The organism is Frigoribacterium sp. CF331 (assembly GCF_057787905.1).
Window position 1 is genome coordinate 2,296,595 of record NZ_CM173545.1, and the last position, 24,435, is coordinate 2,321,029.

General features: G+C 74.0%; 22 protein-coding genes. 14 read left to right on the top strand and 8 right to left on the bottom strand.

Going from position 1 to position 24,435, the window contains the following annotated elements; all coding sequences use genetic code 11:
- Positions 1 to 574 precede the first annotated feature (574 nt).
- The gene (locus AC3CCI_RS10700; protein WP_488627170.1) at positions 575 to 1,525 is read left to right on the top strand and encodes an alpha/beta fold hydrolase; all 951 of its coding nucleotides are present in this window, start codon (positions 575 to 577) and stop codon (positions 1,523 to 1,525) included.
- Positions 1,526 to 1,563: 38 nt separating this feature from the next.
- On the top strand, positions 1,564 to 2,382 hold the full coding sequence (locus tag AC3CCI_RS10705; protein ID WP_488627171.1) for an acyl-CoA thioester hydrolase/BAAT C-terminal domain-containing protein: 819 nt from the start codon (positions 1,564 to 1,566) through the stop codon (positions 2,380 to 2,382).
- 75 nt (positions 2,383 to 2,457) lie between these two features.
- Here AC3CCI_RS10705 and AC3CCI_RS10710 read toward each other — a convergent pair whose 3' ends face one another.
- The 6 genes from AC3CCI_RS10710 to AC3CCI_RS10735 all read right to left on the bottom strand — a co-directional run bounded on the left by AC3CCI_RS10710 (position 2,458) and on the right by AC3CCI_RS10735 (position 8,222).
- Positions 2,458 to 2,796: a hypothetical protein gene (locus tag AC3CCI_RS10710; protein ID WP_488627172.1), complete on the bottom strand. Its 339-nt coding sequence runs from the start codon at positions 2,794 to 2,796 to the stop codon at positions 2,458 to 2,460.
- Positions 2,793 to 3,389 carry a hypothetical protein gene (locus AC3CCI_RS10715; RefSeq protein ID WP_488627173.1) on the bottom strand — a complete coding sequence of 199 codons (597 nt, stop codon included), beginning with the start codon at positions 3,387 to 3,389 and terminating at the stop codon, positions 2,793 to 2,795. Before AC3CCI_RS10715 ends, AC3CCI_RS10710 begins: the two co-directional genes overlap by 4 nt.
- A 156-nt stretch (positions 3,390 to 3,545) precedes the next feature.
- Entirely contained in the window at positions 3,546 to 4,211 is a 666-nt protein-coding gene (locus tag AC3CCI_RS10720; protein ID WP_488627174.1) for a DUF805 domain-containing protein, read from the bottom strand.
- A 170-nt stretch (positions 4,212 to 4,381) separates the two neighbouring features.
- A complete protein-coding gene (locus AC3CCI_RS10725; RefSeq protein ID WP_488627175.1) occupies positions 4,382 to 5,956 on the bottom strand; it encodes a glycosyltransferase family 2 protein in 1,575 nt (524 codons plus the stop codon).
- Positions 5,953 to 7,263 carry a hypothetical protein gene (locus AC3CCI_RS10730; RefSeq protein WP_488627176.1) on the bottom strand — a complete coding sequence of 437 codons (1,311 nt, stop codon included), beginning with the start codon at positions 7,261 to 7,263 and terminating at the stop codon, positions 5,953 to 5,955. Before AC3CCI_RS10730 ends, AC3CCI_RS10725 begins: the two co-directional genes overlap by 4 nt.
- A complete protein-coding gene (locus tag AC3CCI_RS10735) occupies positions 7,260 to 8,222 on the bottom strand; it encodes a WcbI family polysaccharide biosynthesis putative acetyltransferase (RefSeq protein ID WP_488627177.1) in 963 nt (320 codons plus the stop codon). The genes AC3CCI_RS10730 and AC3CCI_RS10735 overlap by 4 nt, the downstream gene beginning before the upstream one ends.
- A gap of 213 nt (positions 8,223 to 8,435) precedes the next feature.
- On the opposite strand from AC3CCI_RS10735, the gene AC3CCI_RS10740 reads away from it, so the two are divergent.
- The 4 genes from AC3CCI_RS10740 to AC3CCI_RS10755 are packed head-to-tail and all read left to right on the top strand — an operon-like array spanning position 8,436 to position 12,887.
- Positions 8,436 to 9,686, top strand: coding sequence for a glycosyltransferase (locus AC3CCI_RS10740; protein WP_488627178.1), 1,251 nt, complete (start codon positions 8,436 to 8,438; stop codon positions 9,684 to 9,686).
- Entirely contained in the window at positions 9,683 to 10,936 is a 1,254-nt protein-coding gene (locus tag AC3CCI_RS10745; protein WP_488627179.1) for a glycosyltransferase, read from the top strand. Before AC3CCI_RS10740 ends, AC3CCI_RS10745 begins: the two co-directional genes overlap by 4 nt.
- Positions 10,933 to 12,054 carry a glycosyltransferase gene (locus tag AC3CCI_RS10750; protein ID WP_488627180.1) on the top strand — a complete coding sequence of 374 codons (1,122 nt, stop codon included), beginning with the start codon at positions 10,933 to 10,935 and terminating at the stop codon, positions 12,052 to 12,054. Before AC3CCI_RS10745 ends, AC3CCI_RS10750 begins: the two co-directional genes overlap by 4 nt.
- On the top strand, positions 12,051 to 12,887 hold the full coding sequence (locus tag AC3CCI_RS10755; protein ID WP_488627181.1) for a glycosyltransferase family 2 protein: 837 nt from the start codon (positions 12,051 to 12,053) through the stop codon (positions 12,885 to 12,887). The genes AC3CCI_RS10750 and AC3CCI_RS10755 overlap by 4 nt, the downstream gene beginning before the upstream one ends.
- Before the next feature lie 57 nt (positions 12,888 to 12,944).
- On the opposite strand, the gene AC3CCI_RS10760 is transcribed toward AC3CCI_RS10755, so the two are convergent.
- Entirely contained in the window at positions 12,945 to 13,229 is a 285-nt protein-coding gene (locus AC3CCI_RS10760; RefSeq protein WP_194594512.1) for a hypothetical protein, read from the bottom strand.
- A gap of 154 nt (positions 13,230 to 13,383) precedes the next feature.
- Between AC3CCI_RS10760 and AC3CCI_RS10765 the strand changes: the two genes are divergently transcribed.
- The 8 genes from AC3CCI_RS10765 (at position 13,384) to AC3CCI_RS10800 (ending at position 23,231) form a co-directional block, all read left to right on the top strand.
- The gene (locus AC3CCI_RS10765; RefSeq protein WP_488627182.1) at positions 13,384 to 13,713 is read left to right on the top strand and encodes a hypothetical protein; all 330 of its coding nucleotides are present in this window, start codon (positions 13,384 to 13,386) and stop codon (positions 13,711 to 13,713) included.
- Between the two features lie 113 nt (positions 13,714 to 13,826).
- Positions 13,827 to 15,197, top strand: a complete 1,371-nt coding sequence (locus tag AC3CCI_RS10770) for an LCP family protein (protein WP_488627183.1) — start codon at positions 13,827 to 13,829, stop codon at positions 15,195 to 15,197.
- Positions 15,198 to 15,472: 275 nt separating this feature from the next.
- The gene (locus tag AC3CCI_RS10775) at positions 15,473 to 15,562 is read left to right on the top strand and encodes a potassium-transporting ATPase subunit F (RefSeq protein WP_354594790.1); all 90 of its coding nucleotides are present in this window, start codon (positions 15,473 to 15,475) and stop codon (positions 15,560 to 15,562) included.
- Positions 15,562 to 17,235: a potassium-transporting ATPase subunit KdpA gene (gene kdpA / locus AC3CCI_RS10780; protein WP_488627184.1), complete on the top strand. Its 1,674-nt coding sequence runs from the start codon at positions 15,562 to 15,564 to the stop codon at positions 17,233 to 17,235. The genes AC3CCI_RS10775 and kdpA overlap by 1 nt, the downstream gene beginning before the upstream one ends.
- Positions 17,236 to 17,237: 2 nt before the next feature.
- Positions 17,238 to 19,391 carry a potassium-transporting ATPase subunit KdpB gene (gene kdpB, locus AC3CCI_RS10785; protein WP_488627185.1) on the top strand — a complete coding sequence of 718 codons (2,154 nt, stop codon included), beginning with the start codon at positions 17,238 to 17,240 and terminating at the stop codon, positions 19,389 to 19,391.
- 30 nt (positions 19,392 to 19,421) lie between these two features.
- A complete protein-coding gene (gene kdpC, locus AC3CCI_RS10790) occupies positions 19,422 to 20,027 on the top strand; it encodes a potassium-transporting ATPase subunit KdpC (protein WP_354594787.1) in 606 nt (201 codons plus the stop codon).
- A gap of 4 nt (positions 20,028 to 20,031) precedes the next feature.
- Positions 20,032 to 22,545 (top strand): DUF4118 domain-containing protein, encoded by a 2,514-nt coding sequence (locus AC3CCI_RS10795; RefSeq protein WP_488627186.1) that lies wholly within the window; start codon positions 20,032 to 20,034, stop codon positions 22,543 to 22,545.
- On the top strand, positions 22,542 to 23,231 hold the full coding sequence (locus AC3CCI_RS10800) for a response regulator transcription factor (RefSeq protein WP_488627187.1): 690 nt from the start codon (positions 22,542 to 22,544) through the stop codon (positions 23,229 to 23,231). Before AC3CCI_RS10795 ends, AC3CCI_RS10800 begins: the two co-directional genes overlap by 4 nt.
- 58 nt (positions 23,232 to 23,289) lie before the next feature.
- Here AC3CCI_RS10800 and sigK read toward each other — a convergent pair whose 3' ends face one another.
- A complete protein-coding gene (sigK, locus tag AC3CCI_RS10805) occupies positions 23,290 to 23,880 on the bottom strand; it encodes an ECF RNA polymerase sigma factor SigK (protein ID WP_488627188.1) in 591 nt (196 codons plus the stop codon).
- Positions 23,881 to 24,435 lie beyond the last annotated feature (555 nt).

Consider the following 24,435-nt stretch of genomic DNA (forward strand, 5'->3'; position numbering starts at 1 on the left):
TCAGGGCTGGTGCCGCGGCCGGGTGCCGAGATCGGCGTGGGGCGGCCCCGCTCGCGTCGAGAACAAGGAGTTGCCCGCTCGGGGGTGGGGTCCGACAGGGCGGACGGAGTGCGGGCGGGTGCCGTGCGTCGCGTCGAGCTCGGTGGGGCGCCCGAGGAGGGTGGCGGGTGCCGAGGCTGGTGCGGGTGTCGGCAATTCAGGGCTGGTGCTGCGCCGGGTGCCGAGGTCGGTGTGGTGCGGCCCTGCCCGCGTCGAGAACCAGGAATTGCCCGCTCGGGGGTGGGGTCCGACAGGGCGGGCGGTGCGTGGGCGGGTGCCGTGCGTCGCGTCGAGCTCGGCGGGGCGTCCGAGGAGGGTGGCGGGGTGGGGTGCCGGGTGTCGAGGCTGGTGCGGGCGTCGGCAATTCCGGGCTGGTGCCGCGGCCGGGTGCCGAGGTCGGCGTGGGACGGCCCCGCCCGCGACGGGAAGCAGGAATTGCCCGCTCGGGTCTCCGCTCCGGGTGCACGAGTCGCTGCCGCACAGGGCTGCGCGGGGCTCGCCACGCTCGCGGCGGGTTCCTGACTACGGTGGCCGCATGACCCACCCCGCGCACGACCCGTACCGGACGGGCTTCCTCGAGACGGAGGACGGTGCCTCCCTGTACGTCGAGGAGTCCGGCCGTCCCGACGGCGTCCCCGCCCTCTGGTTGCACGGCGGGCCCGGTGGTTCGCTCGGCCGGGGCGGCTACCGACGCGCGTTCGACCCGCGGGCCTACCGGCTGGTCGGCGTCGACCAGCGCGGTTCGGGCCGGAGCACCCCGAACGTCGTGGACGACCTGACCGGCTTGGGGCGGCACACGACACAGCGGTTGGTGGCCGACCTCGAGGAGGTCCGTGACCGGCTCGGCATCGAGACCTGGGTCGTCGGCGGCGTGTCGTGGGGCACGACGCTCGCGCTCGCCTACGCCGAGGAGCACCCCGACCGCGTCCGCGCCCTGGCGCTGATGGCGGTCACGACCACGAGCCGCGACGAGGTCGACTGGATCACCGAGGGGGTCGGGCGGCTCTTCCCCGAGGAGTGGGCCGTCTTCGACCACGACAGCAGGAGGCGCGTCGACGAGAGACCGGTCGACGCGTACGCGAGACGGCTGGCGTCCGACGACGTGGCCGATCGTGAGGCCGCCGCGGCGAGCTGGGACCGGTGGGAGGGCGTCCACGTCAGCCTCGACGACCCCGACTCGCGCGGGCGGGGCCACCTGGGCCCGGAGCGGCGGGAGGCGTTCGCCACGCTCGTCACCCACTACTGGAGCAACGACGGGTTCCTGGCGGGTGAGCGCGCGATCGTGTCCCGGCTGCCTCGGATCACGCACATCCCCGCCGCCCTCGTGCACGGTCGCCGTGACGTGAGCGGTCCGGCCGTCACGCCGTGGCGGTTGCACCGGGCCTGGCCGGCCAGCACCCTGACCGTCGTCGAGGACGAGGGGCACGGCGGCCCCCGCCAGGTCGAGGCGCTCGGCGCCGCGCTGGACGGGTTCGCGCGGCTGTGACGGTCGTGCACGCAGGAGCCGCCGGACCCGGACACGGTGTGCGGCGCGTCGACCTCGTCCGGCCCGAGGGCGTGCGGTGGCTGCCGACGCGGCACTCCGGCGACGGCGTCCTCGTGCTGGCGGGGTCGAGCGGGCGGATCGACGACGAGCGCGCCCGGCTGTTCGCCGGCCACGGTTGCCTGGCCGAGTCCGTCCGCTGGTTCGGTGGTGACGGGCAGAGCGCCGGGCCGTGGGAGGTGCCGCTCGAGACCTTCACGGACCGCCTGGACGCCCTGGCCGGCGAGTGCGACCGGGTCTGGATCGTCGGCACGTCCTTCGGGGCCGAGGCGGCGCTGGCCACCGCGGCCCGGGCCCCCGGGGTGGCGGGAGTGGTCGCCTTCGCCCCGTCGGACGTCGTCTGGGCCGGCTACGACCGGACGGGTGCCGAACGTTCGCACTGGACGTGGGGCGGGGTGCCCCTGCCGTTCGTGCCGATCGACCCGGACGGCTGGCCGACCGAGGCGCCTCCGCGGTTCTCGCCCGTCCACGAACGGTCCCGGCTGACGTTCGCCGACCGGGTGGGACCGGCGACGATCGAGGTCGAGCGCATCGCGCGCGTCGTCCTGGTCGCGGGCGGCGACGACGAGGTCTGGCCGAGCACGGTGCACGCCGAGAACGTCAGGCGCCGACGGGCGGAGCACGGGGTCGAGACCGTCATGGTCGCGGGGGCGGATGCCGGACATCGGGCGGTGCTGCCGGGGGAGTCGGTGGTGCGAGGAGGCACGACCATGCGCCGCGGTGGCACCGAGGCCGCGGATCGCGAGCTCGGCGCCCGGGCCTGGACGGCGATCACCACGCTGCTCGCATCGGCACGCTGAGCGACACCCTCGACGAACTCCGGTCGCCCGCCCAGCAGCAGATGTCGCCCGCCCGCTGATCCGGTTCGTGCCAGATCAGGCAGGGCTCAGGTCGTCCAGCCGGGCGAGGAAGGCCTCGAACCGGGCCCGGTCGGTGCGCCCGCTCAGCGTCTCGCCGAACCACCTCGTCCAGATCGCGTCGACCTCGTCGGCGCTGATCGCGCCGGACCTCACGAGACGGCCGACCATCGGGACGGCCTCGAGCTCGTACTCGTCCCTCGGGGCGCCGCCCTCGGTGCCGGGCTCGAGCCCGTACGGGTCGAGGGCGTTCAGCTCGACGAGCACCCGGTCGACGAGGTCCCGCCAGGCCTGGCTGCGGCGGGGCTCTCCCGAGTCCGCGCCTCGGGGACGTCGGGCTCCGTCGGAGGCCCTCACCGCGCCTCCGGACGGCCCGCCTCGTCGAGGGCGCGCAGCAGCGCCTCGCCGTCGCGCACGTCGACGAAGGTCATCGGCAGGGGAGACATGACGCCGTCGAGACCCGAGTTGGTGAGACCGCGCTGCCGCGCGCCGAACGGGGTGGCGCCGGTGGTCGAGTCGGTCCAGTCGACGCTGACGTGCGTGCGGTCGCGCGACCACGACACCTCGGTCTTCTGCTGCTTCGCGGGCGCCTGGTGGACGGTCGACCCGACCACGAGGAACGACCGCTGGTCGGTGACGGCGTAACCCGTCTTCGCCTTCCGCGCCCGCTTCAGCAGGAACCGGCCGACGACGAAGAAGAGCCCGATCGCGACGAAGACGCCGCCGAACAGGACGAAGAACACGGAGGCGCCCTCGCGGAGCACCGAGACCTCCCAGAAGATCGCGAACCCGCACCAGAGCAGGCTGAAGGGCACGAGGAAGAGGTCGTTGCGGCCGAACGTCACGGCCTCGTCCGGCCCGCCCGACCAGAGCAGGCGCTCGCCGGGGCGCAGCTCGGGCTGCACGAGGGCACGTCGGTCGTCGGGTCGGCGGGCGTCGGGAGCGCTCATGCTCGCGAAACTACCGTGGCGCGACCGTCGGCGTCACGGCGGTCGTGCTGTCGGGGCTCGATGCGACAGCCCCTCCAGGTCCCGTGAGACCTCGTCGTCGAGCAGGTCGAGGCGCTGCTCGCCTGAGTCGCCGGCGCGTGATGCGGCGAGGTGCCGTCAGGCCGTCGGACGGTCGAAGCGAGCACCGCGCGGCTTCGGACCGAGCAACGACAAGATGAAGATGACGAACCCGCCGAGGTAGGGGACGAGGCTGATGAGCAGCAGCCAGCCGCTGAGGTCGACGTCGTGCAGTCGACGGACGCCGAGTGACAGGAACGGCACGAACGTCCCGAAGAACAAGATCGCGAGCACGATTCCGAACGGGATGAAACCCGGCCCCGGGTTCATCGTGCCGTCGACGTCGGTGGTGCTGCCGGGGTAGCCCGCGGCGAAGCCGACGATGCTGAGGGCGAAGAACAGCACGCCGTTCGCCAGGACCACCCACCAGTACTCGCTGCGGCTCGCCCGTCCCGAGAAGTCGGCGTACTTCCGGAAGAACCGCTTGACCGCGTCGACCGGACCCGCGCCGTACAGCGGAGCCCAGAGGGGAACCACCCCGCCCGAGCCGTAGGGCGGGCCCTGGGGTGGCTGGGCGTACGGCGGGTACTGGCCGCCGGGCGGCTGGTCACCGTACGGCTGCTGGCCGTAGGGCGGAGGGGTCGGCTGGCCGTGCGTCGGCTGCTGGCCGTACGTCGGCTGCTGGCCGTACGGCGGAGGAGTCGCCTGCCCGTCCGGCGACACCGCCCCGCCCCGCTGGTCCGCCCCGTCGTTCCGATCGGTCATGAGATCCCCCTCGTCCGTGCCGCCCACCGCGACCCTGTCACCCTATCGACCTGCCCGCCCCCCCCCCCCCGAGCGTTGATCGAGTGGTCGTGAATTGTCCTCCGTCGGCGGACGAAGGACGATTCGGGACCACTCGTCGCTGGACGGGTCGAGCGGCGGCGCCCGAGGGGTCAGCCCCAGCCGCCGAGGTAGGCGGCGACGCTGGGCTCGCCCACCACGGGGGTCAGCCAGTCCACGGAGGCGCGGTGCGAGACGAACGCGACGCCCGCCCCCCAGCGGCGCGCTCGGAGACGGGCCCGACGCGACTCGACCGTGACGAGCACGCGGTCCGACGGGCCGAGCAGCTCGACGGTGCCGAGCGACCCGACGCCGACCGCGTCGGTCGCCGCGCGGAGGTCACGCGCGACGTCGTCGCCGAGCCCGACCGCCGCGGCCAGGGACCGTGCCGGGGCGTCGTCCGAGCCGCCGGTGTCGACCGGGGGCAGCACCCGCACGGGACCGTCGACCGTCACGACCACCCGGGCCTCGGCGAGTGCGGCCTCGGCGGCGTCCGTCGACCGACCGAGCACCCGGGCGTCGGCCGTGAACGCCGACGCGACGTCGTCCGGCACCACGACGGTCACGTCCGGTGCGGAGGCCAACACGCTGTCCACGGAGACGAACGCCGCACCCGTCGACAGCGGAGTCCCGGCCGACGCCACCAGCTCGACGCACACGTCGACGGCCCGACTGCGCACCCCGACGCCGCGAGAGCCGCGCACCGCGATCAGGTCGGCGAGGCGCAGGGTCTCGACGTTCTTCTCGGCCTGGCGCCGTGCCTCCTCGGCCTCGCGAGCAGCCCGCGCGGTCGGCGACGACTCCGAGTCGGTGCCGCCGTCGCCACCCACCCCGCGCCCCGCCCAGTCCGGTCCGTCGTGCCACGCCACCGCGCCGGACACGTGGGCGAACACGGCGCCGGCGAGCCAGGCCCGGTGGGCCCACTCCCAGTCCTCGCCGCCGTAGCTCGTGAACGACTCGTCGAAGCCGCCGACCTCGTCGAAGAACCAGCGCGTGCAGCAGGTGACGGCGCCGATCAGGTGGCGGTACGAGCGGTCGTCCGCGTGCAACAGGTCGGCCGACCAGCCGTAGGCCTGCCGCAGCCAGCGCGGCTGCTCGAGCTCGTGCGCCGGCCCGGCCACCTCGACCGGCTCCGACACCGGCACGGCGGCACCGGCACCCGCACCGGCACCGGCACCGGCACCCCGGCCGCCCCCGTCGCCGAGCACCCCGGCGAAGTCCGCGTGCTTCCGCTGACCGACCGTGACGGCCTCGGGAGCGAGCGCGGGCAGTCGGGTGAGGCGCAGCACGTAGTCCGGCTCGGGCGACGTGTCGGCGTCGACGAAGCAGAGCACGGACCCCGACGACGCGGCGACGCCGACGTTGCGGGCGGCCGACAGGCGGAAGCCGCGGTCCTCCTGCACGATCAGGCGCACCCCGTCGGGCACGGTGGGAGCCGTCGGCGACCCGTCGTCGACCACGATCACCTCGAGCCGGTCGGCGGGGTAGCTCTGTCGTGCCAGTGCCGCGAGCGTCCGATCGAGCTCCGCCTGCTGGCGGTAGTGCACCACGATCACCGACACGAGCGGCGGCAGCTCGGGCCACACGCCGTCGAGCGCGTCCCACGAGTTGCCGACCACGGACCGCCCGCCCGCAGGAGGCGCGGTGCCGGTCACCCCGGACGCCGACGACCCGGCGTCGCGGCTCACCAGCGCACCCCGTCGGTCCACCACGCGGCGTACGCGTCGGCGACCTCGTCGAGCCCCGGCCGGGTGACGGCGTCCTCGTCGAGCCAGGTCGACGCGGGGTCGCCCAGGGCCGCGGCGATCGCCGCCGCGAGCCCGCCCTCGGGGTAGAGCGTGAGCGTGCCGGGTCTCAGCGTCGCCATCTCGCGGGAGTAGCGCGTGTCGGGCACGAGCGGGCGCCGCCCGGCCGCGACCCAGGTCGCGATCGACCCGGAGGCCGAGACGTGCTGGTGCGCCGCCACGGGCACCGACGCGCGGCGGGCCCGGTCGAGGAGGGTCGCGTCGTCGAGGTAACCGGTCGCGCCGAAGGGCACGCCCAGTGCGGCGGCCTCGTCGACGAGCTGCCGGAGCTCGCCCTCGTGACCCGGGGAGGCGCGGCCGAGCGCCACGACGCCGGTCACGTCCGCGACCGGTCGCGTCGCGTCGTCGCCCACCCGCCCGGCCTCGGCCGCGGGCCGACCAGCCGCGAGTCCCGCCACGGCCGCGACGACCTCGGCGTGCCCCTTGCCGGGGTAGAAGAACCCGACGACCGCGACGTCGCCGTCCGGTTCGGGCCGACCGGCGGGCAGCGGATGCGGGTCGACGGGCAGGGGGATCACCTCGACCGGGCCCTCGAAGCCGATCGTCTCGCGCAGCAGGGCGCGCTCGTGCTCGCTGTTGACGACGACGCCCCGGGCGACGGCGACCACGCGGGCGTAGGCCTCGCCGCGCCTCCTCAGGTTGCGCTCGCCGTCGGACGGTTGCGGCAGGTCGTGCAGGGTCACGGTCAGGGCGGTGCCGTCGGCCAGGTGCTCGACGACGTCGGCGGCCGCCGCGGGCGACGGCCCCCAGAGGCGGTCCGTGAACTGCAGGTGGGCCCGCGGCACGACGACGTCCACGGGCGCCGGGTCGGCCGGTGTGCCGCCGACGACCGGGGGCAGGGCCGTGGTCGTCAGCAGCTCGGGGTCGAGCAGGTACGGGTCGACCTGGGTGGCCGACCCGGCGTCGGGGCCGTCGTGCGGCTCGGCGACGTCGAGCAGGTCGGCGACGTCGAGGGCGAGGTGCCGACCGGTGCGCGCCTCGACAGTCGCGGCGATCCGTGCCGCGTAGGCCGAGACCCCGTGCTGCGGATCGTCGTGGGTGACGATGACGGGCAGCTCGGCGAGGTCGAGGGTGGCCGCCGCGCCGCCGGTCGCGGCCGACCGGGCCGAGTGGCGGTCCCCGGCGACGTCGTGGGTCAGCGGACGCCCGACTCCGAGCCCCGTGCCGCCCGTGCCGGACCCCACGCTCACGCCGCACCCCACAGGGCGAACGTGTCGGCGTGCCGGGCCAGGGCGGCCTCGACCGCGTCCGGGTGCTCGGCGTACCAGGCGAGGTGCGCCCGCCGGACCTCGTCGGCGTCGACGCGCTCGCCGCCGACGACCCAGTGGTCCGTCGGCTCGTCGTCGAGGCCCCAGGCATCGATCACGGCCTGCTCGCGGGGGGCGTGGACGCTCGACAGCACCGGTCGGCCCGGGTCGACGACGTGCTCGGGCAGGCCGAGCCGCTCCCGCACGCGCGTGGCCAGGGCGGTCCAGACCGGGTTGCCCGGGTGGTTCAGCGTGCGCATCTGGTCGAAGCGGGGCGTGCCCGTTCCGTCGTCGCCCGGCCCACCCGTGCCGGGGCCGACCTCGAACAGGTCCGACGCGACGACCGTGTCGTGGGCCGCCTCGCGCTTCCGCAGCTCGGCCAGCGACAGCTCGGCGACCGACCGCACGACGGCCGGGGTCAGGGCGTCGGCGGCGAGGGGCCGCCCGGCGGCCTCGGCGATCAGCCGGACGTCGTGGTACTCGACCACGGGCGGCACGAGCGAGACGTCGCTCGGCGGGCGGACGATGACGTGCGCCGGGTAGAGGCCCGCGAACCGGACGACCGGCACCCGGACGACCCGCGCCTCCCGGGGCAGCATCGCGGCCAGCTGGGACGTGCCGAGCGGCAGGCCGTGGTAGTCGTCGCGCACCGGCTGCGAGACGAGCAGGCCGGCGCGGCCGAGCCACCGGGCGAGCTGCGGCAGGTCGGCGGCCGTCAGCTCGTGGACCGGGGGCGTCCGCACCGCCGTGAGCCCCGCCCCGTCGAGGAAGATCCGCAGCGACTCGGCCTGGCAGTTGCCCACCACGAGGGCGATCGCGCCGTCGCCCTCCGGCTCGCTCAGGCCGTAGAAGTCGCCGTAGTGGCGGGTGCGGCCGTCGGGTTCGGTTCGCTGTTCGGACATGCTTCCCTCCGGCCCGGACTCGGAACGGACAAAGGGGGTCGCGCGGGCCTATGTTGAGTCAACAGCGACTTCCCCGGTCGCGTCATCCTTTCCCGCCGCCAGCCCCGGCACACCCCGCCGCATCGCCGCGGGTGCTCGTCGTCCCTCCGGTCCAGGCCCCGCGCGCCGGGGTCGGGCCGCGGCGGGCGACCTGATCACGCCGAGGAGGCTCCGATGACCCACGACGCCCCGACGCCGCCGTCGACCACGGCCGCGGCAGCCGCCGAGCGGCCCCGCGTCGCCTCGTCGCACGCCGGTCCGATCCGGGTCGCCTCGGTGCCCGCCGGCCACCCCTACGTCCGCTCGCTGCTCGACCCCGGCGACGTCGCGGGCCGCGTCGTCCACCTCGACGACCCGCTGCCCGACCCCGCCGAGCCGACCCGCTGGTGGCCTCCGGTCGTGCTCGACGCCGACTGGTTGCGGGCGCACGCCGACGAGGTCGACCTGCTGCACGTCCACTTCGGCACGGAGTCGTACCCGACCGGGCACCTCGTCGCCGTCGTCGAGGCCCTCCGCGAGCTGCGCCTGCCGCTCGTGTACACGGTGCACGACCTGACCAACCCGCAGCTCGTCGACCAGGCGCCCCACCTCGAGCACCTCGACGTGCTCGTGCCCGCCGCCGACGAACTGATCACCCTGACGGACGCGGCGGCCGACGAGGTCGAGGCCCGCTGGGGTCGCCGCCCCACCGTCATCGCCCACCCGGCCATCGTCGACCCCGGGCTCGACGACGCCTCCGACGTCGACCTGCCCGTCGGCACCCCGGGCGACGAGATCGTCGTCGGCGTCCACCTGCGCGACCTGCGGCCGAACGTCGCGGGCGACGAGACCGTCCGCACCCTGCTCGCCGCGGTCGCGGCCCTGCGCGCCACCGGTGCCCCCGTGGAGGCGCGGGTCGACCTGAACGAGCGGGTGCGAGACCCTGAGCAGGCGGCGCGCGTGCGCGAGCTCGTCCGGGCCGCGGGCCCCGGGGCGACCCTCGTCGAGCACCCCCGCCTCGACGACGCCGCACTCGAGCGCTCGCTCGCCGACCTCGACGTCTCGGTGCTGCCCTACCGCCACGGCACCCACTCGGGCTGGGTCGAACTGTGCTGGGACCTCGCCGTGCCGGTCGCCGCGCCCCGCGTCGGCCACGCCGCCTCGCAGCACCCCGAAGCCGGGGCGACCGCGTCGTTCGACCTCGGCGACCCCGCCTCGCTGGCGGCCGCCGTGATCGCCCTGGTCAGCCCGCGGGCCCTCGACGAGACCGCCGACGCCCACGACGACCCGACCCGCGTCCCGGCCTCGCGCCGCGGCACGGCTCACCGGGTCGAGCTGCGACGACGCCACCGCCGGCTGCGACGGCAGCAGCGGCACGACGTGGCGGCCGCGCACCTCGCGGTGTACGAGCGCGCCCTCGCGACGGTCGCGGCGGTGACGGCGTGACCCGCGCCTCCCGGCCCCTGCGCATCGTCGTGGTGGCGCCGCTGCGCTACCCGATCCGCGAACCGTTCGCCGGCGGCCTCGAGTCGAGCGTCCACCACCAGGTGCGCACCCTGCGCGAGCGCGGCCACCGCGTGACCCTGATCGCGACCGAGGGCTCGGACCACCTCGACCAGAGCCCGCCCGAGTTCGTGCTGCCCGCCGTGGTCTTCGACGACCCCGCCGAGGCGACCGACACGACCTACCCGGCCGGGTACCTCGAGCGGGCCCTGCCCGCCCTCGAGCGGGCCCTGCAGTACGTCGCCGACCACGCCGACGACTACGACCTGGTCGACAACCACAGCCTGCACGGCGTCCCGCTCGCCCGGGCCGACCGCATCGGGGTGCCGATGGTCAGCACCCTGCACACGCCGACGCTGCCCGACATGCTCGCCGCGCACCGCTCGTCCGACGGGCCGCGCAGCCGCTTCGTCGCCGTCAGCGGCCACACCGCGGCGGCCTGGGCGACCGAGGGCGTCGAGGCGACCGTGCTGCCGAACGGGGTCGACACCGACCGCTGGGGCTTCGGCCCGGGCGGCGACGACCTCGTCTGGTCGGGGCGCATCGTCCCCGAGAAGGGCCTGCACCTGGCCCTCGAGGTCGCCCGTCGCGCCGGACGACGACTCGTCATCGCCGGCCGCATCGGCGACGTCGACTACTTCGAGACCGAGGTCGCACCGCACCTCGGCGTCACCGCCCACTACGTCGGCGAACTGCGCCAGCCCGAGCTGGCGGCCCTCGTCGGCCACAGCGGCTGCGCCCTCGTCACGCCCGTGTGGGAGGAGCCCTTCGGCCTCGTCATCGCGGAGGCGCTGGTCACCGGCACGCCGGTCGTCTCGTTCGCCGTCGGGGGAGTCCCCGAGGTCGTGGCGGGCTCGGTCGGGGCCGCCCTCGTCCCCGCCGGCGACCTCGACGGCATGGCCCGTGCCGCCGACGACCTCCTGCGCCGCGTCGGGACGGACGCCGCCGCCCGCCGCACGGTGCGGCAGGACGCCGTCGACCGGTTCTCGCTCCGGGCCCGCGCGGCCGTGCTCGAGGGCCTGTACGCCGACGTCGTGGCCTCGGACGTCCGGGTGCCCGGGGTCGTGGCACCGGCCGGGGTGCCGACGGACGCGACGACCGTCGGGGGCCGGCAGCGCGCCTCCTCGTCCCTCGCCGGCGGACTGTCCACCGTCCGGCCGGTGGGATCGGGCCGACGCGTGGTGACGGCGTGACCGCCCGCCCGCTGGTCGGCTGGTACGTGCACCACCACGGTGCCGGCCACCGCACCCGGTTCTCGGCCGTCCGACCCCACCTCGACGCGGACGTCGTGGTCTTCAGCTCGCTCGGGGCCCCGGCCGACCTGCCGGACGACACGACCTGGGTCGAGCTCGAGCGCGACGACGCGCCGACCACGGGCGCCGACGGGGTGGTGCGTCATCCCGCCGACGCCTCGCCGACCGTGGGCGGCCTGCTGCACTGGGCCCCCGTCGCCCACCCCGGCCACACCGCCCGCCTCGGCCGCATCGCGGCTGCCGTCGCCGGTGCCGCCGCCGACGGCCGACCCTTCGACGCGATGGTCGTCGACGTCTCGGTCGAGGTGACGGTGTTCTCCCGTCTGCTCGGCGTCGAGGTCGTCGTCGTGTCGCAGCCTGGCGACCGGACCGACGAACCGCACCGCCTGGCCTACGACGCCGCCTCGCGCGTGATCGCGCCCTGGCCCGCCGGCTCGCACGACTCGACCGCACTCGACCGCGTCGCCTCGAAGGTGCGCTGGGTGGGCGGCATCTCGCGGCAGGACGGGCGCGGGGCCGAGGCGGCAGATCCGTCGTCGTCGGTGGTGCCCGGCAGCGTGCTCTTCGTCGGCGGCGCCGGCGGCAGCGACCACGACGACCTCGCGGCGTCGCTCGCCCGGGCCGCCCGCGCGACTCCCGGCACGACCTGGTCGACCCTGGGGCTGGACCGGTGGGTCGACGACCCCCGGGCCGAGATGGCCACGGCCGAGGTGATCGTGACCTGGGCCGGACAGAACACCGTCGCCGACCTCGCCGCCCTCGGGGCCCGGGCCGTCGTCGTGCCGCAGAGCCGTCCGTTCGACGAACAGCTCACCACCGCCCAGGCGCTCGACCGCGCCGGGCTCGCCGTCGTCGCGTCGTCGTGGCCCGCCGACGACGAGTGGCCGGCCCTGATCGAGCGCGCCCGCGGGCTGCGCCCCGACTGGTCGACGTGGCAGGTGGACGGTGCGGCCGCCCGGGCGGCGGCCGTCGTCACCGAGGTCGCCGGGCGCGACGCGGCACGACCCGCCGGCGACCCCGTCGCCCACGCCGACGCCCTGGCCGGAGCCCTCTCATGACCGTCGTCGTCGTGACCCTCGCCTCGGCCACCCGCATGAAGCACGTCGCCAACCAGATCCGCTTCGTCCGCCGGGTCGCCCCCGACGCCGGCCACGTGGTGGTCTGGCTCGACGAGACGCCGGCCCCCGACGTCCCGGCCCTCGCCGGGGTCACCACGCTGCACGTGCCCCCGGGCCCCGAGGGGCTCCGCCTCGCCGCCGGCCGCAACCGCGGGGCCGACACGGCGATCGGACGCGGCGCGACCCTGCTGGTCTTCCTCGACGCCGACTGCGTGCCGGGCGACGACCTCTTCCCCCTCTACGAGCGCGCCGCCGACGCGCACCCCGGCGCGCTGCTGAGCGGTCCGGTCACCTACCTGCCCGAGGGCTTCGTGCTCGGCACGGGTGAGGGCCTCGACGAGGCGACGGCGCCGCACGCGGCGCGACCCGCGCCTCCCGCGGGCTCGACGGTGGTCGCCGGGGCCGACGACTACCCGCTGTTCTGGTCGCTGTCGTTCGCCGTCACACCGGCCACGTGGGCGAGGATCGGCGGCTTCGACGAGCGCTACGAGGGCTACGGCGGCGAGGACACCGACTTCGCCTACACGGCCCGCTCGTTCGACGTGCCGCTCGTCTGGGTCGGCGGCGCCCACGCGTACCACCAGCACCATCCGACCTCGTCGCCGCCGTGGCGGCACCTGCCCGACGTCGTCCGCAACGGAGGGCTGTTCGCCGAGCGGTGGGGCGAGTGGCCCATGGGCGGTTGGCTCGAGGCCTTCGAGCGCGAGGGTGCCGTGCGCCGCACCGACGACGGGGGCTGGGCCCTCGTCGACGGGCCGGGCGTCCCGCGCTGACCGTGCGGGACGCACCCGTAGGTCAGCGCTGACGGTGCGGACGCACCCGCCGTCGCGTCAGTCGAGCTTGCCCTGGTCCGACGACTTCTTGTGGGCGATCGCGTCGCGTTCGGCGGCGAGCGACGCGACCGTGGCCGGATCGAGGGCGTCGTAGTCGACGAACGGGTCGGGCTGGCCCGTCTTGTCGGCGACGACGGCGGAGTACGCCGACACGGCGAGTCGCAGCTTGGCGGTGGCCCGCCCGGCGCGCTTGCTCGACAACGGTTTCTCTTGCATGACCTTGCGGTGGTGGTCGAGCGCCTCGACGAGGTCGCGGTGGGCCGTCTTGAGCTTTTTCGCCATGGGACGATCATGCCCACCCCACGTCGATCTGCCAACACGACCCCGGCGACGGGGGACCGACCGGGGGACAGCCGTGGGTGGGGGCGAGACGTGCCCGAGGTGCTTTCACAGCGCGTGGCCACACTCCCGTAACCTGCCGGGCGGACCATCAGACATGATCTCGCTGACCGGAGTGATCCACCCCACCGACGAGGTGGCCGTGCTGCACGTCGTCGAGCAGAAGCTCCGGCGGCACTTCCCGGCGCTGAGCGCCGCGTCCGAGGTGCTCGTGCTGCAGGCCTGGGGCCTGCCCGTCCGGGTCACCGAGCAGCTCGCCCGGCTGCGCCTCGACGTCGTCGTGGGCGACCGTGCCGAGGCCGAGACGTTCCGCGACACGGTCGGTGCCGAGCTGCGGGGCTGGTCGGGGTCCGGGTCGCTGCGGGTCGACTGGACCGAGGACGTGCTGCCCGCGGTCGCACCCGTCACCCTCGGCGAGGCCGGCTGAGCGCACCCGACCGGGGTCGCCGGCGACGCGACCTCCGGGTCCTCGCGGCCCGCGCCTCCTAGGATGCTTGACGACGGGGGCCGGCCGGGCCACCGCCCACCGAGGGAGTGACGATGGCGGACGACGCACGACGGGGCCCCGCGCTCGACGACGCCCCCGACGACGGAGGCGCGGTGCGGGCCGGCGGCATCGCCCGCCACGGTCGCCTCCGCCGGGGGCACCCCGTGGCCTTCGCCGCGAAGGTGACGGCCGCGGCGCTGGCCGTCGTGCTGGTGAGCACCACGTCCGTCGCGGCCATCGCGACCTGGCAGGTGCTGCAGACCGCGGCACCGACCGTCTCGCTGACCGGCCCCGACGGGTCGACGGCGACCCCCGTGCCGCAGCTGACGGCGCAGACCGGCGAGGTCAACCTGCTGCTCATCGCCACCGACACCCGCGAGGGCCAGGGCGCCGGCTTCGACGACCCGGCCAACCTGCAGGCCAGCAGCGGCGTCGGCAACAACGACGCGAACCTGCTCGTCCACATCTCCGAGGACCACACCAACATGGCCGTCGTGAGCTTCCCCCGCGACCTGATCGTGCCCATCCCCGCGTGCGAGGGCGACGACGGCAGCGTGACGCCGGCGACGGACGCGGCACCGCTCAACGAGGCGTTGCGGCGCGGCGGCGAGCAGAACGGCCTCTCCTGCGTCGCCCGGACGATCTCGGAGCTCACCGGCGTCCAGGTGGACTACGCGGGGGCCATCAAGTTCGACGGCGTGGTGGCCATGGCCGACGCGGTGGGCGGCGTCGACGTGTGCCTCGCGACGCCCATCAAGGACGACGACGTCGTACCGGCCCTCGACCTCGAGGCGGGCACCGTCAACCTGACCGGCGCCGAGGCCGGGTCGTTCCTGCGCTCGCGGCACGGGGTCGGCGACGCCAGCGACCTCGGGCGCATCAGCAACCAGCAGACCTTCCTGTCGGCGCTGGCGAGGCAGACCGTGTCGGCGGGCACCCTGACCGACCCGACAAAGGTGCTGGCGATCGCCCGGGTCGCGTTCGCGAACATGACCCTCAGCGACACGCTGGCCGACGCGGCGACGCTGGCCAAGCTCGGTCTCGCCGTCAACACGGTCGGGCTGTCGAACATGGTGTTCGTGCAGTACCCGGCGGTCGACGCCCCGTGGAACCGCAACAAGGTGATCCCCGACGAGGGTCCGGCGGCGGTGCTGAACGACGCCCTGCAGCGCAACCTGCCGCTGACCCTGTCGGCCGACAGCCTGGGCCGCTCGGCGGTGCTCGACCCCGACGCACCGGCGTCGTCGGCCCCGAGCAGCCCGTCGGCGACGCCGACCGACGAACCGACCGACGAGCCCACGACGCCGACCGGCGCCGCGTCCGGTGACACGGCGACCGGCACGCCGGCCCCGACCGCGGCCGCGCTGCCCGACAGCGTGACCGGCCAGTCCGCCGACCAGGTCACCTGCGCCAAGCGCGACTGACGGTCGCCGCTCGACCGCCGCTCGACGACCTCGGGGCGGGCACCCGTGTGGTGTCCGTGAGGATCGGCGCGTCGAGCGTGAGGAAGTCGTGAGGAGCGCCGGGACGGCCCCCACCGGGGTGTCTACTGACTCGCTGTGCCCATGAGGGGCACCGGGCCGCTCGGCCCGCCGATCGTCCTTCCTCTTGGAGTCGTAGTGCTCGACATCGTGTACGTGCTCGCCGTCATCGCTGTGTTCGCAGTGGTGTCCCTCGTCGCGAAGGGGGTCGAGAAGCTGTGATCGTCTTCAGCATCGGGGCCGCCGTCCTCGCCGTGGCCGCCCTGGCGTACCTCGTGTACGCGCTCGTGAAGCCCGAGGAGTTCTGATGGACGCGTTGTCCGGCGTCCTCCAGATCCTCACGGTCGTCGTCGTGCTGGTCGTCGTGTACCGGCCGCTCGGCGACCACATGGCCCGCATCTTCACGACCGCGAGGGACGCCCGCGTCGAACGCGGCTTCTACCGGCTCGTCGGGGTCGATCCCGCGTCCGAGCAGACCTGGCCCGCCTACCTGCGCGGCGTCCTGACCTTCTCGCTCGTCGGGGTCCTCCTCGTCTACACGATCCAGCGCCTCCAGGCGTTCCTGCCGTACTCGCTGGGCTTCCCGGCCGTCCCCGAGGGGCTCTCGTTCAACACCGCCGCCTCGTTCGTGGCCAACACCAACTGGCAGTCGTACTCGCCCGACGTGACGATGGGCTACGCCGTGCAGGTCCTCGGCCTCGTCGTCCAGAACTTCGTCTCGGCGGCCGTCGGCATCGCCGTGGCCGTCGCCCTGATCCGCGGGCTCGCCCGGGCGAAGAGCGGCACGCTCGGCAACTTCTGGGTCGACCTGACCCGGTCGATCACGCGGCTGCTCCTTCCGCTCGCCGTCATCGCGGCCGTCGTCCTCCTCGCCGGAGGCGTCATCCAGAACGTCGCGGGCTTCACCGACGTCACGACCCTCACCGGTGGCACCGCGACGATCCCCGGCGGGCCCACGGCCTCGCAGGAGGCGATCAAGCTGCTCGGCACGAACGGCGGTGGCTTCTTCAACGCGAACAGCGCGCACCCGTTCGAGAACCCGACCCCCTGGACGAACGTCTTCCAGGTCCTGCTCATGCTCGTCATCCCGTTCTCGCTGCCCCGCACCTTCGGCCGCATGGTCGGCTCGACGAAGCAGGGCGTCGCCATCGCCGCCGTCATGACGACGATCTTCGCGGTCTCCCTCAGCGCCATGACGTGGTTCGAGCTGCGGGGCGCCGGCACGGCGACCCAGCTCGCCGGCGGCGCGATGGAGGGCAAGGAGGCGCGGTTCGGCATCTGGGGATCGACCCTCTTCGGTTCCACCTCGACCCTGACGTCGACGGGTGCCGTCAACTCGATGCACGACTCGTACACCGCCCTCGGCGGCATGATGGCGATGCTGAACATGATGCTCGGCGAGATCGCCCCCGGCGGTGTCGGGTCCGGTCTCTACGGGATGCTCGTCCTCGCCGTGATCACCGTGTTCATCGCGGGCCTGCTCGTGGGGCGCACCCCCGAGTACCTCGGCAAGAAGATCGGGCCGCGCGAGATCAAGCTCGCCAGCCTGTACATCCTGGTCACGCCGACGATCGTGCTGGCCTTCACCGCGCTGAGCTTCGCGATCCCCGCGGTGCGCGCCGACGTCGAGGGCACGTCGATCTGGAACCCGGGCCTCCACGGCTTCGGCGAGGTGCTCTACGCCTTCACCTCCGCCGCCAACAACAACGGCTCCGCCTTCGCGGGACTGACCGCGAACACCCCGTGGTTCAACACCACCCTCGGCGTCGCGATGCTGCTCGGCCGGTTCGTGCCGATCGTGCTCGTGCTCGCCCTCGCCGGCTCGTTCGCCGCTCAGGACAAGGTCCCCGCCACCGCCGGCACCCTGCCCACCCACCGCCCGCAGTTCGTGGGCCTGCTCACCGGCGTCTCGGTGATCATCACCGCGCTGACCTACTTCCCCGTCCTCGCACTGGGACCGCTCGCTGAAGGGCTGCAGTAACCATGTCCGTCGTCACCGACACACCCACCACCGACCACGAGGGCGACCACGCCCCGACGAACCGAGGCGGCGCGTTCGGCGCAGCCCAGCTCGTCGCGGCCCTGCCCGGCGCCCTCCGCAAGCTCGACCCGCGCGAGATGTGGCACAACCCCGTCATGTTCATCGTCGAGGTCGGCGCCGCCTACACGACGATCCTCGCGATCGCCGGCCTCTTCACCGGTCCCGAGACCTCGGGCGGCTCGCCCGTCCCCGGCTCCTTCACCTGGGCCATCGCGATCTGGCTCTGGCTCACCGTCGTCTTCGCCAACCTCGCCGAGTCCGTCGCCGAGGGCCGCGGCAAGGCGCAGGCCGAGACCCTCAAGGCCACCCGCACCAGCACCACCGCCCAGCGCGTGGCGTCGTACGACGCGACGTCCGACGCGGGTGCCGAGCGCGCCTCCCTGGAGTCCGTCTCGTCGGCCGACCTCACGCTCGGCGACACGGTCGTCGTGACCGCCGGCGAGTTGATCCCGGGCGACGGCGACATCGTCTGGGGCATCGCCAGCGTCGACGAGTCGGCCATCACCGGCGAGTCCGCCCCGGTGATCCGCGAGTCGGGCGGCGACCGCAGCGCCGTCACCGGCGGCACCCGAGTGCTCTCCGACCGGGTGGTGGTGCGCATCACGAGCAAGCCGGGCGAGACGTTCGTCGACCGCATGATCCGCCTCGTCGAGGGTGCGGCCCGGCAGAAGACGCCGAACGAGATCGCCCTGAACATCCTGCTCGCCAGCCTGTCGATCGTCTTCGTCGTCGTGACGCTGACGCTGAACCCCATCGCGGCCTACAGCGACGCGTCGGTGAGCATCCCGGTGCTCATCGCCCTGCTCGTCTGCCTGATCCCGACCACCATCGGAGCCCTGTTGAGCGCCATCGGAATCGCCGGCATGGACCGCCTCGTGCAGCGCAACGTGCTCGCCATGTCGGGGCGCGCGGTCGAGGCCGCCGGCGACGTGACGACGCTGCTGCTCGACAAGACCGGCACCATCACCTACGGCAACCGGCAGGCGGCCGAGTTCACGCCCCTCGAGGGCGTCGTCCGGGCGGAACTCGTCGACGCGGCCGCCCGGTCGTCGCTCAGCGACCCGACCCCCGAGGGCAAGTCCATCGTCGACCTCGCCCTGACGACGGGCTGGCACGACGCCGAGGGTCAGCACGGCGAGGTCGTGCCCTTCACCGCCCAGACGCGCATGAGCGGACTCGACCTGCCCGACGGCACGCAGATCCGCAAGGGCGCCGGCAACTCCCTCATCGCCTGGGTCGAGGAGGACCGTCGTCTCGCCAGCACCGAGCACGACGAACTGCAGACCCGCATCGACGAGATCTCGAACGCCGGAGGGACCCCCTTGGTCGTCGCGATCAAGACCACGTCCGCCGACGCCCGCGTCCTCGGCGTCGTGTACTTGAAGGACGTCGTCAAGACCGGTCTGCGCGAACGCTTCGCCGAACTGCGCAGCATGGGCATCCGCACGGTCATGATCACCGGCGACAACCCGCTGACCGCCAAGGCGATCGCGGCCGAGGCCGGCGTCGACGACTACCTCGCCGAGGCCACCCCCGAGGACAAGCTCGCCCTCATCCGCCGCGAGCAAGAAGGAGGCGCGCTCGTCGCGATGACCGGCGACGGCACGAACGACGCGCCGGCGCTCGCCCAGGCCGACGTGGGCGTGGCCATGAACACGGGCACCTCGGCCGCCAAGGAGGCCGGCAACATGGTCGACCTCGACAGCGATCCGACCAAGTTGATCGACATCGTCCGGATCGGCAAGCAGCTGCTCATCACGCGCGGCGCGTTGACGACCTTCTCGATCGCGAACGACGTCGCGAAGTACTTCGCCATCATCCCCGCGATGTTCGCCGGGGTGTTCCCGGGGCTGGGGCTGCTGAACGTCATGCAGCTGAGCTCGCCCGCGTCGGCGATCCTCTCGGCGATCGTCTTCAACGCGCTCGTCATCGTCGTGCTCATCCCGCTCGCCCTCCGGGGCGTCAGGTACCGGGCGGCCTCGGCGTCGTCGATCCTGTCGCGCAACCTCCTCGTCTACGGACTCGGCGGCGTCGTCGCCCCCTTCGTCGGCATCAAGATCATCGACCTCGTCGTCAGCGTCATCCCCGGCTTCTAGGCCGGACGACCAGGAAGCGAGAAAGAGACCATGAACACACGCACCCTCCTCCGTCAGTACGGCGTCGCCCTCCGCGCGATGCTCGTCTTCACCGTCGTCCTCGGCGTGGCCTACACGGCGGTCGTCACCGGGATCGGCCAGCTCGCCCTCCGCGGCGAGGCCGACGGCTCCGCCGTGAGCGTCGACGGGCAGGTCGTGGGCTCGTCGCTCATCGGGCAGTCCTTCACCGACGCCGACGGTGCCGCCCTGCCCGAGTGGTTCCAGTCACGGCCCTCCGCAGCCGGAGACGGCTACGACGCCTCGGCGTCGAGCGGCAGCAACCTCGGACCCGAGAACGACGACCTCGTCGCCGCGATCGACGAACGCCGTGCCGCGATCGCCGAGAGCGACGGCGTCGACCCGGAGGACGTCCCCGTCGACGCGCTGACGGCGTCCGCGTCGGGGCTCGACCCGCACATCAGCCCCGAGTACGCGCGCATCCAGGTCGAGCGCGTCGCCGCGGCACGAGACCTCCCGGTCGCCCGGGTCGAGGCGCTCGTGGAGGCGCACACCCAGGGCCGTGACCTCGGCTACCTGGGCGAGCCCACCGTGAACGTGCTCGAGCTCAACGCGGCCCTGGCCGAGACGGGACGCTGAGGCCGTGAGACGGGGGCGGCTCCGGGTGCTGCTCGGCGCCGCCCCCGGCGTCGGCAAGACCTACACGATGCTCGAAGAGGGAGCACGGCTCGCCCGCGAGGGCAAGGACGTCGTCGTCGCCGTCGTCGAGACGCACGGCCGCGTGGCGACGGCGTCCCTGCTCGGCGACCTCGAGATCGTCCCGCGGACGACGACCCTGCACCGCGGCGTCGAGCTGACCGAGATGGACGTGGACGCCGTCCTCGCGAGGCGGCCCGACCTCGCTCTCGTCGACGAGCTCGCCCACACCAACGCGCCGGGCTCCGTCCGGCAGAAACGGTGGCAGGACGTCCAGGTCCTCCTCGACGCGGGCATCGACGTCGTCTCGACCGTCAACGTGCAACACATCGAGTCGCTCAACGACGTGGTGGAGAAGATCACCGGGGCCGCCCAGCGCGAGACCGTCCCGGACAGCATGCTCCGGAGCGCCGACCAGATCGAGGTCGTCGACCTCGCCCCCCAGGCGCTGCGCGACCGTCTCGCCGAGGGGAACGTCTACCCGGCGGCCCGCATCGACGCCGCCCTGTCGAACTACTTCCGCCTGGGCAACCTCACGGCGTTGCGCGAGCTGGCCCTGCTGTGGCTGGCCGACGAGGTCGACAGCGCCCTCAAGGCCTACCGGGTCGAGCACGGCATCGACAGCAAGTGGGAGGCGCGCGAACGGGTCGTGGTCGCCCTCACCGGCGGACCGGAGGGCGAGACCCTCATCCGTCGTGGTGCCCGCATCGCCGCCCGGTCGTCCGGGGGAGAACTCGTCACCGTGCACGTCATCGCCCAGGACGGCCTCCGCGACGCTCACCCGGGTGCCCTCTCCGCGCAGCGCGCCCTGACCGAGAAGCTCGGAGGCACCCACCACGAGGTCGTCGGGGGCGACGTGCCCGTCGCCCTGGTCCAGTTCGCGAAGGCGATGAACGCCTCCCAGCTCGTGATCGGGGTCAGTCGTCGGAGCCGCGTCGCCGCGGCCCTGACCGGCCCGGGGATCGGCGCCACGGTCGTCCGCGAGTCGGGTGACATCGACGTGCACATCGTGACCCACTCCGCCGCCGGGGGCCGCTTCACCCTGCCCCGGGCAGGAGGCGCCCTGACGCTGCGGCGTCGGCTGCTGGGCGCCGCCCTCGCCGTCGTGCTGGGTCCGCTGGTGACGTGGCTGCTCGTGATGTCCCGCAGCGACGAGTCGCTCACGAGCGACGTGCTCGTCTACCAGCTGCTCGTCGTCGTGGTCGCCCTCGTCGGCGGGATCTGGCCGGCCCTCTTCGCGGCCGTGCTCTCGGGGGTGACGCTGGACTACTTCTTCGTCGAGCCCTACGACAGCATCACCGTCGGCCGGCCCCTGCACCTGCTGACCCTCGTCCTGTACGTCGTCATCGCCCTGCTCGTCAGCTACGTGGTGGACCAGGCCGCCCGGAGGTCCCGTTCCGCCGCGCGGGCGCTCGCGGAGTCCGAGCTGCTCGCGACCGTCGCCGGGGGCGTCATCCGCGGGCAGGACGCCCTGCACGCCCTCCTGTCCCGCACGAGGGAGGCGTTCCGCCTCCGGTCCGTCAGCGTGGTCGGTCGGGACGGCGACGTCGTCGACACCGTGGGACCGTCGGACGGCTCGTCCGCCGGTGACGGTGAGACGACGGTCGTCCCGGCGGGCGACGGGGCGCGCCTCGAGATGGTCGGGCCGCCCGTCGCCGCCTCCGAACGGCGCCTCCTGACCGTCATCGCGGCCCAGGTCGAGACCGCCCTCGAACACCGGGCGCTCACCGCGACGGCCGACTCCGCCCGACCCATGGCCCAGGTCGACCAGGTGCGGACCGCCCTGCTCGCGGCCGTGGGACACGACCTGCGACGCCCCCTGGCCTCGGCCACCGCCGCGGTCACCGGCCTCCAGCAGACCGACGTCGTCTGGGACGACCGCGATCGTGACGAGCTGCTGACGACGGCCCGCGAGAGCCTCGACGCGCTCTCGAGCCTGGTCACCAACCTCCTCGACGTCAGTCGCGTGCAGGCCGGCGCCCTGGCGGTCTCGTGTCAGGCGCTCGACGTCGGTGACGTCCTCTTCGCCGCCGTGGACGAGCTGCAGCCCGGACCGGGGCGACTCGACGTCGAGATCGCCGGCGAGGTGCCGCCGGTCGCCGCGGACCCGGTCCTCTTGCAACGCGTCCTGGTCAACCTCCTCGACAACGCCGTCGAGTACGCCCCCGCCGACGTGCCCGTCCGTCTCACCGCCAGCACCTTCGGCCCCGTGGTCGAGATCCGGGTGGCCGACCGGGGGCCGGGCATCAGCCCCGACCGCCTCGACCTCGTCTTCGTCCCCTTCCAACGCCTGGGCGACACCGACAACACGGCGGGCCTCGGCCTGGGGCTCGCCATCGCCAAGGGGTTCACCGAGGGGATGGGTGGCCACCTCACCGCCGAGGAGACCCCGGGAGGCGGTCTCACCGTGGTCGTGGCACTGCCCGTGGTCGGCGTGCGGACCGGAGGGGCGTCCGCGTGAAGATCCTCGTCGCCGACGACGACCCCCAGATCGTCCGGGCGCTCACTCTCACCCTGGGCGCCGTGGGCTACGACGTCGCGACGGCGGGCGACGGGGCCGAGGCCCTCCGTGCCGCCGTCGACGAGCACCCGGACGTCGTGATGCTCGACCTCGGCATGCCCCTGGTCGGCGGCCTCGAGGTCATCGAGGGGCTCCGCGGATGGTCGAACGTCCCCGTGCTCGTCGTCTCGGGCCGTGCCGGCGCCGCCGACAAGGTCGAGGCGCTCGACGCCGGCGCCGACGACTACATCACCAAGCCGTTCGCCATGGACGAGCTCCTGGCGCGTCTCCGGGCGTTGACCCGTCGGACGTCGCCGACGCCGGACCAGCCGGCCGAGACGTTCGGCGGCATCCGCGTCGAATTCGTCGCCAAGAGCGTCGTCCGCGAGCCGGACGAGGCCGTCCGGCTGACGCCGACCGAGTGGCGCATCCTCGAGATCCTCGTCCGGAACCCCGGCCGGCTCGTGACCCGGGAGGACATCCTCACCCGCATCTGGGGCCCTGCGCACAGCAGCGACGGGGGTTACCTCCGCCTCTACGTGTCTCAGCTGCGGAAGAAGCTCGAGGCCGTGCCCGCCCGCCCCCGCTACCTGCAGACCGTCCAGGGCATGGGTTACCGTTTCGTGCCCGACGACCCGGGCAGCTGACCCACGGTCGGCGGTCCGTCGCCCACGCGCCGTCGGGGACCGGCTCGCCCCCCGTCTGTCAGGCGACCTCGGCCTCGGTCTCGGCGAGCACTCGTCGGAGCGAGACGAGGGCGCCGCGGATGCGGGTCTTCATCGTCCCGATCGCCACGCCGGCGTCGCGTGCGGCCTCGCCCTGGGTGAGCCCCCCGAAGTACACCGACTCGAGGGCTTGTCGCTGCAGGTCCGTCAGGGCGTGCATGGCTCTCGTCACGCGGTCGAGTTCGACCCGGGTCTCGGCGGTCTCGGCGACGTCGTCGCGGTCGGCGTCGAACTCCCTGATGCCCACGAGGAGGTCCCTGTCCCGGGTGGACTGGGAGGCGCGCACCCGGTCGACGGCGCGGCGGTGTGCCATGGTCAGCAACCACGACGTGGCCCTGCCGCGTGCCCGGTCGAAGCGGGGGGCAGTCTGCCAGGCCTCCAGGAAGACCTCCTGCGTGACCTCCTCGGACTGCGCCGGGTCGACCAGGACCCGCTGGACCAGACCAGCGACGCGGGGTGCCGTGCGGTCGTAGAAGAGGGCGAACGCGTCGCGGTCGCCCTCCGCGACGAGGGTGAGCAGGTCGTCGTCGGAGCGTTCGGTACCCGGGGGCAGCGGAGGTGCGAGAGGCATGGAGTGACGTCCAGGTGGATCGGCGGTCGGGTGGCGTGCCCCCGACGGCACTGCCTGGACTGTATGCGTCTGAATCGAAGTGGTCGCCCCCAGAACGGGGGACAGGGCGCGGATCTGCCGCCGTTCTCGCCTCCGCCTCCGGTCGTGACCCTCACCGAGAACCCCGTTCACGAGGTCGAACCCCGTTTTCTCGGGGTTCGTCTTCGTGAACGGGGTTCGGGTCACCGGGTACGGGGTGTGGGGTGCCGGGCGCCAGGTGCCGGAAACGGGATGCGGGCGAGCGTGGGGACGTGCGATGAACCCGGTTTCGAACGATGAACCCGAAAGGAACGGGGTTCGTCGTTCGAAACCGGGTTCATGGCTGCGTGGGGCGTGGGTTTCCGCGACGGCGCGTGGGGGGAACGGGAAAACCCCGCCTCGTGCGGGGCACGAGGCGGGGTCCACCGGGATCGCCGGCCCCGCCGGGCGGGGCGGGGCCGGTGCGTCGTCACGGAGACGACCCGGGTTCCGGGTTCACACTCTGCGGGCAGGGTGTGAACCGGGGGCCAGGCCGGC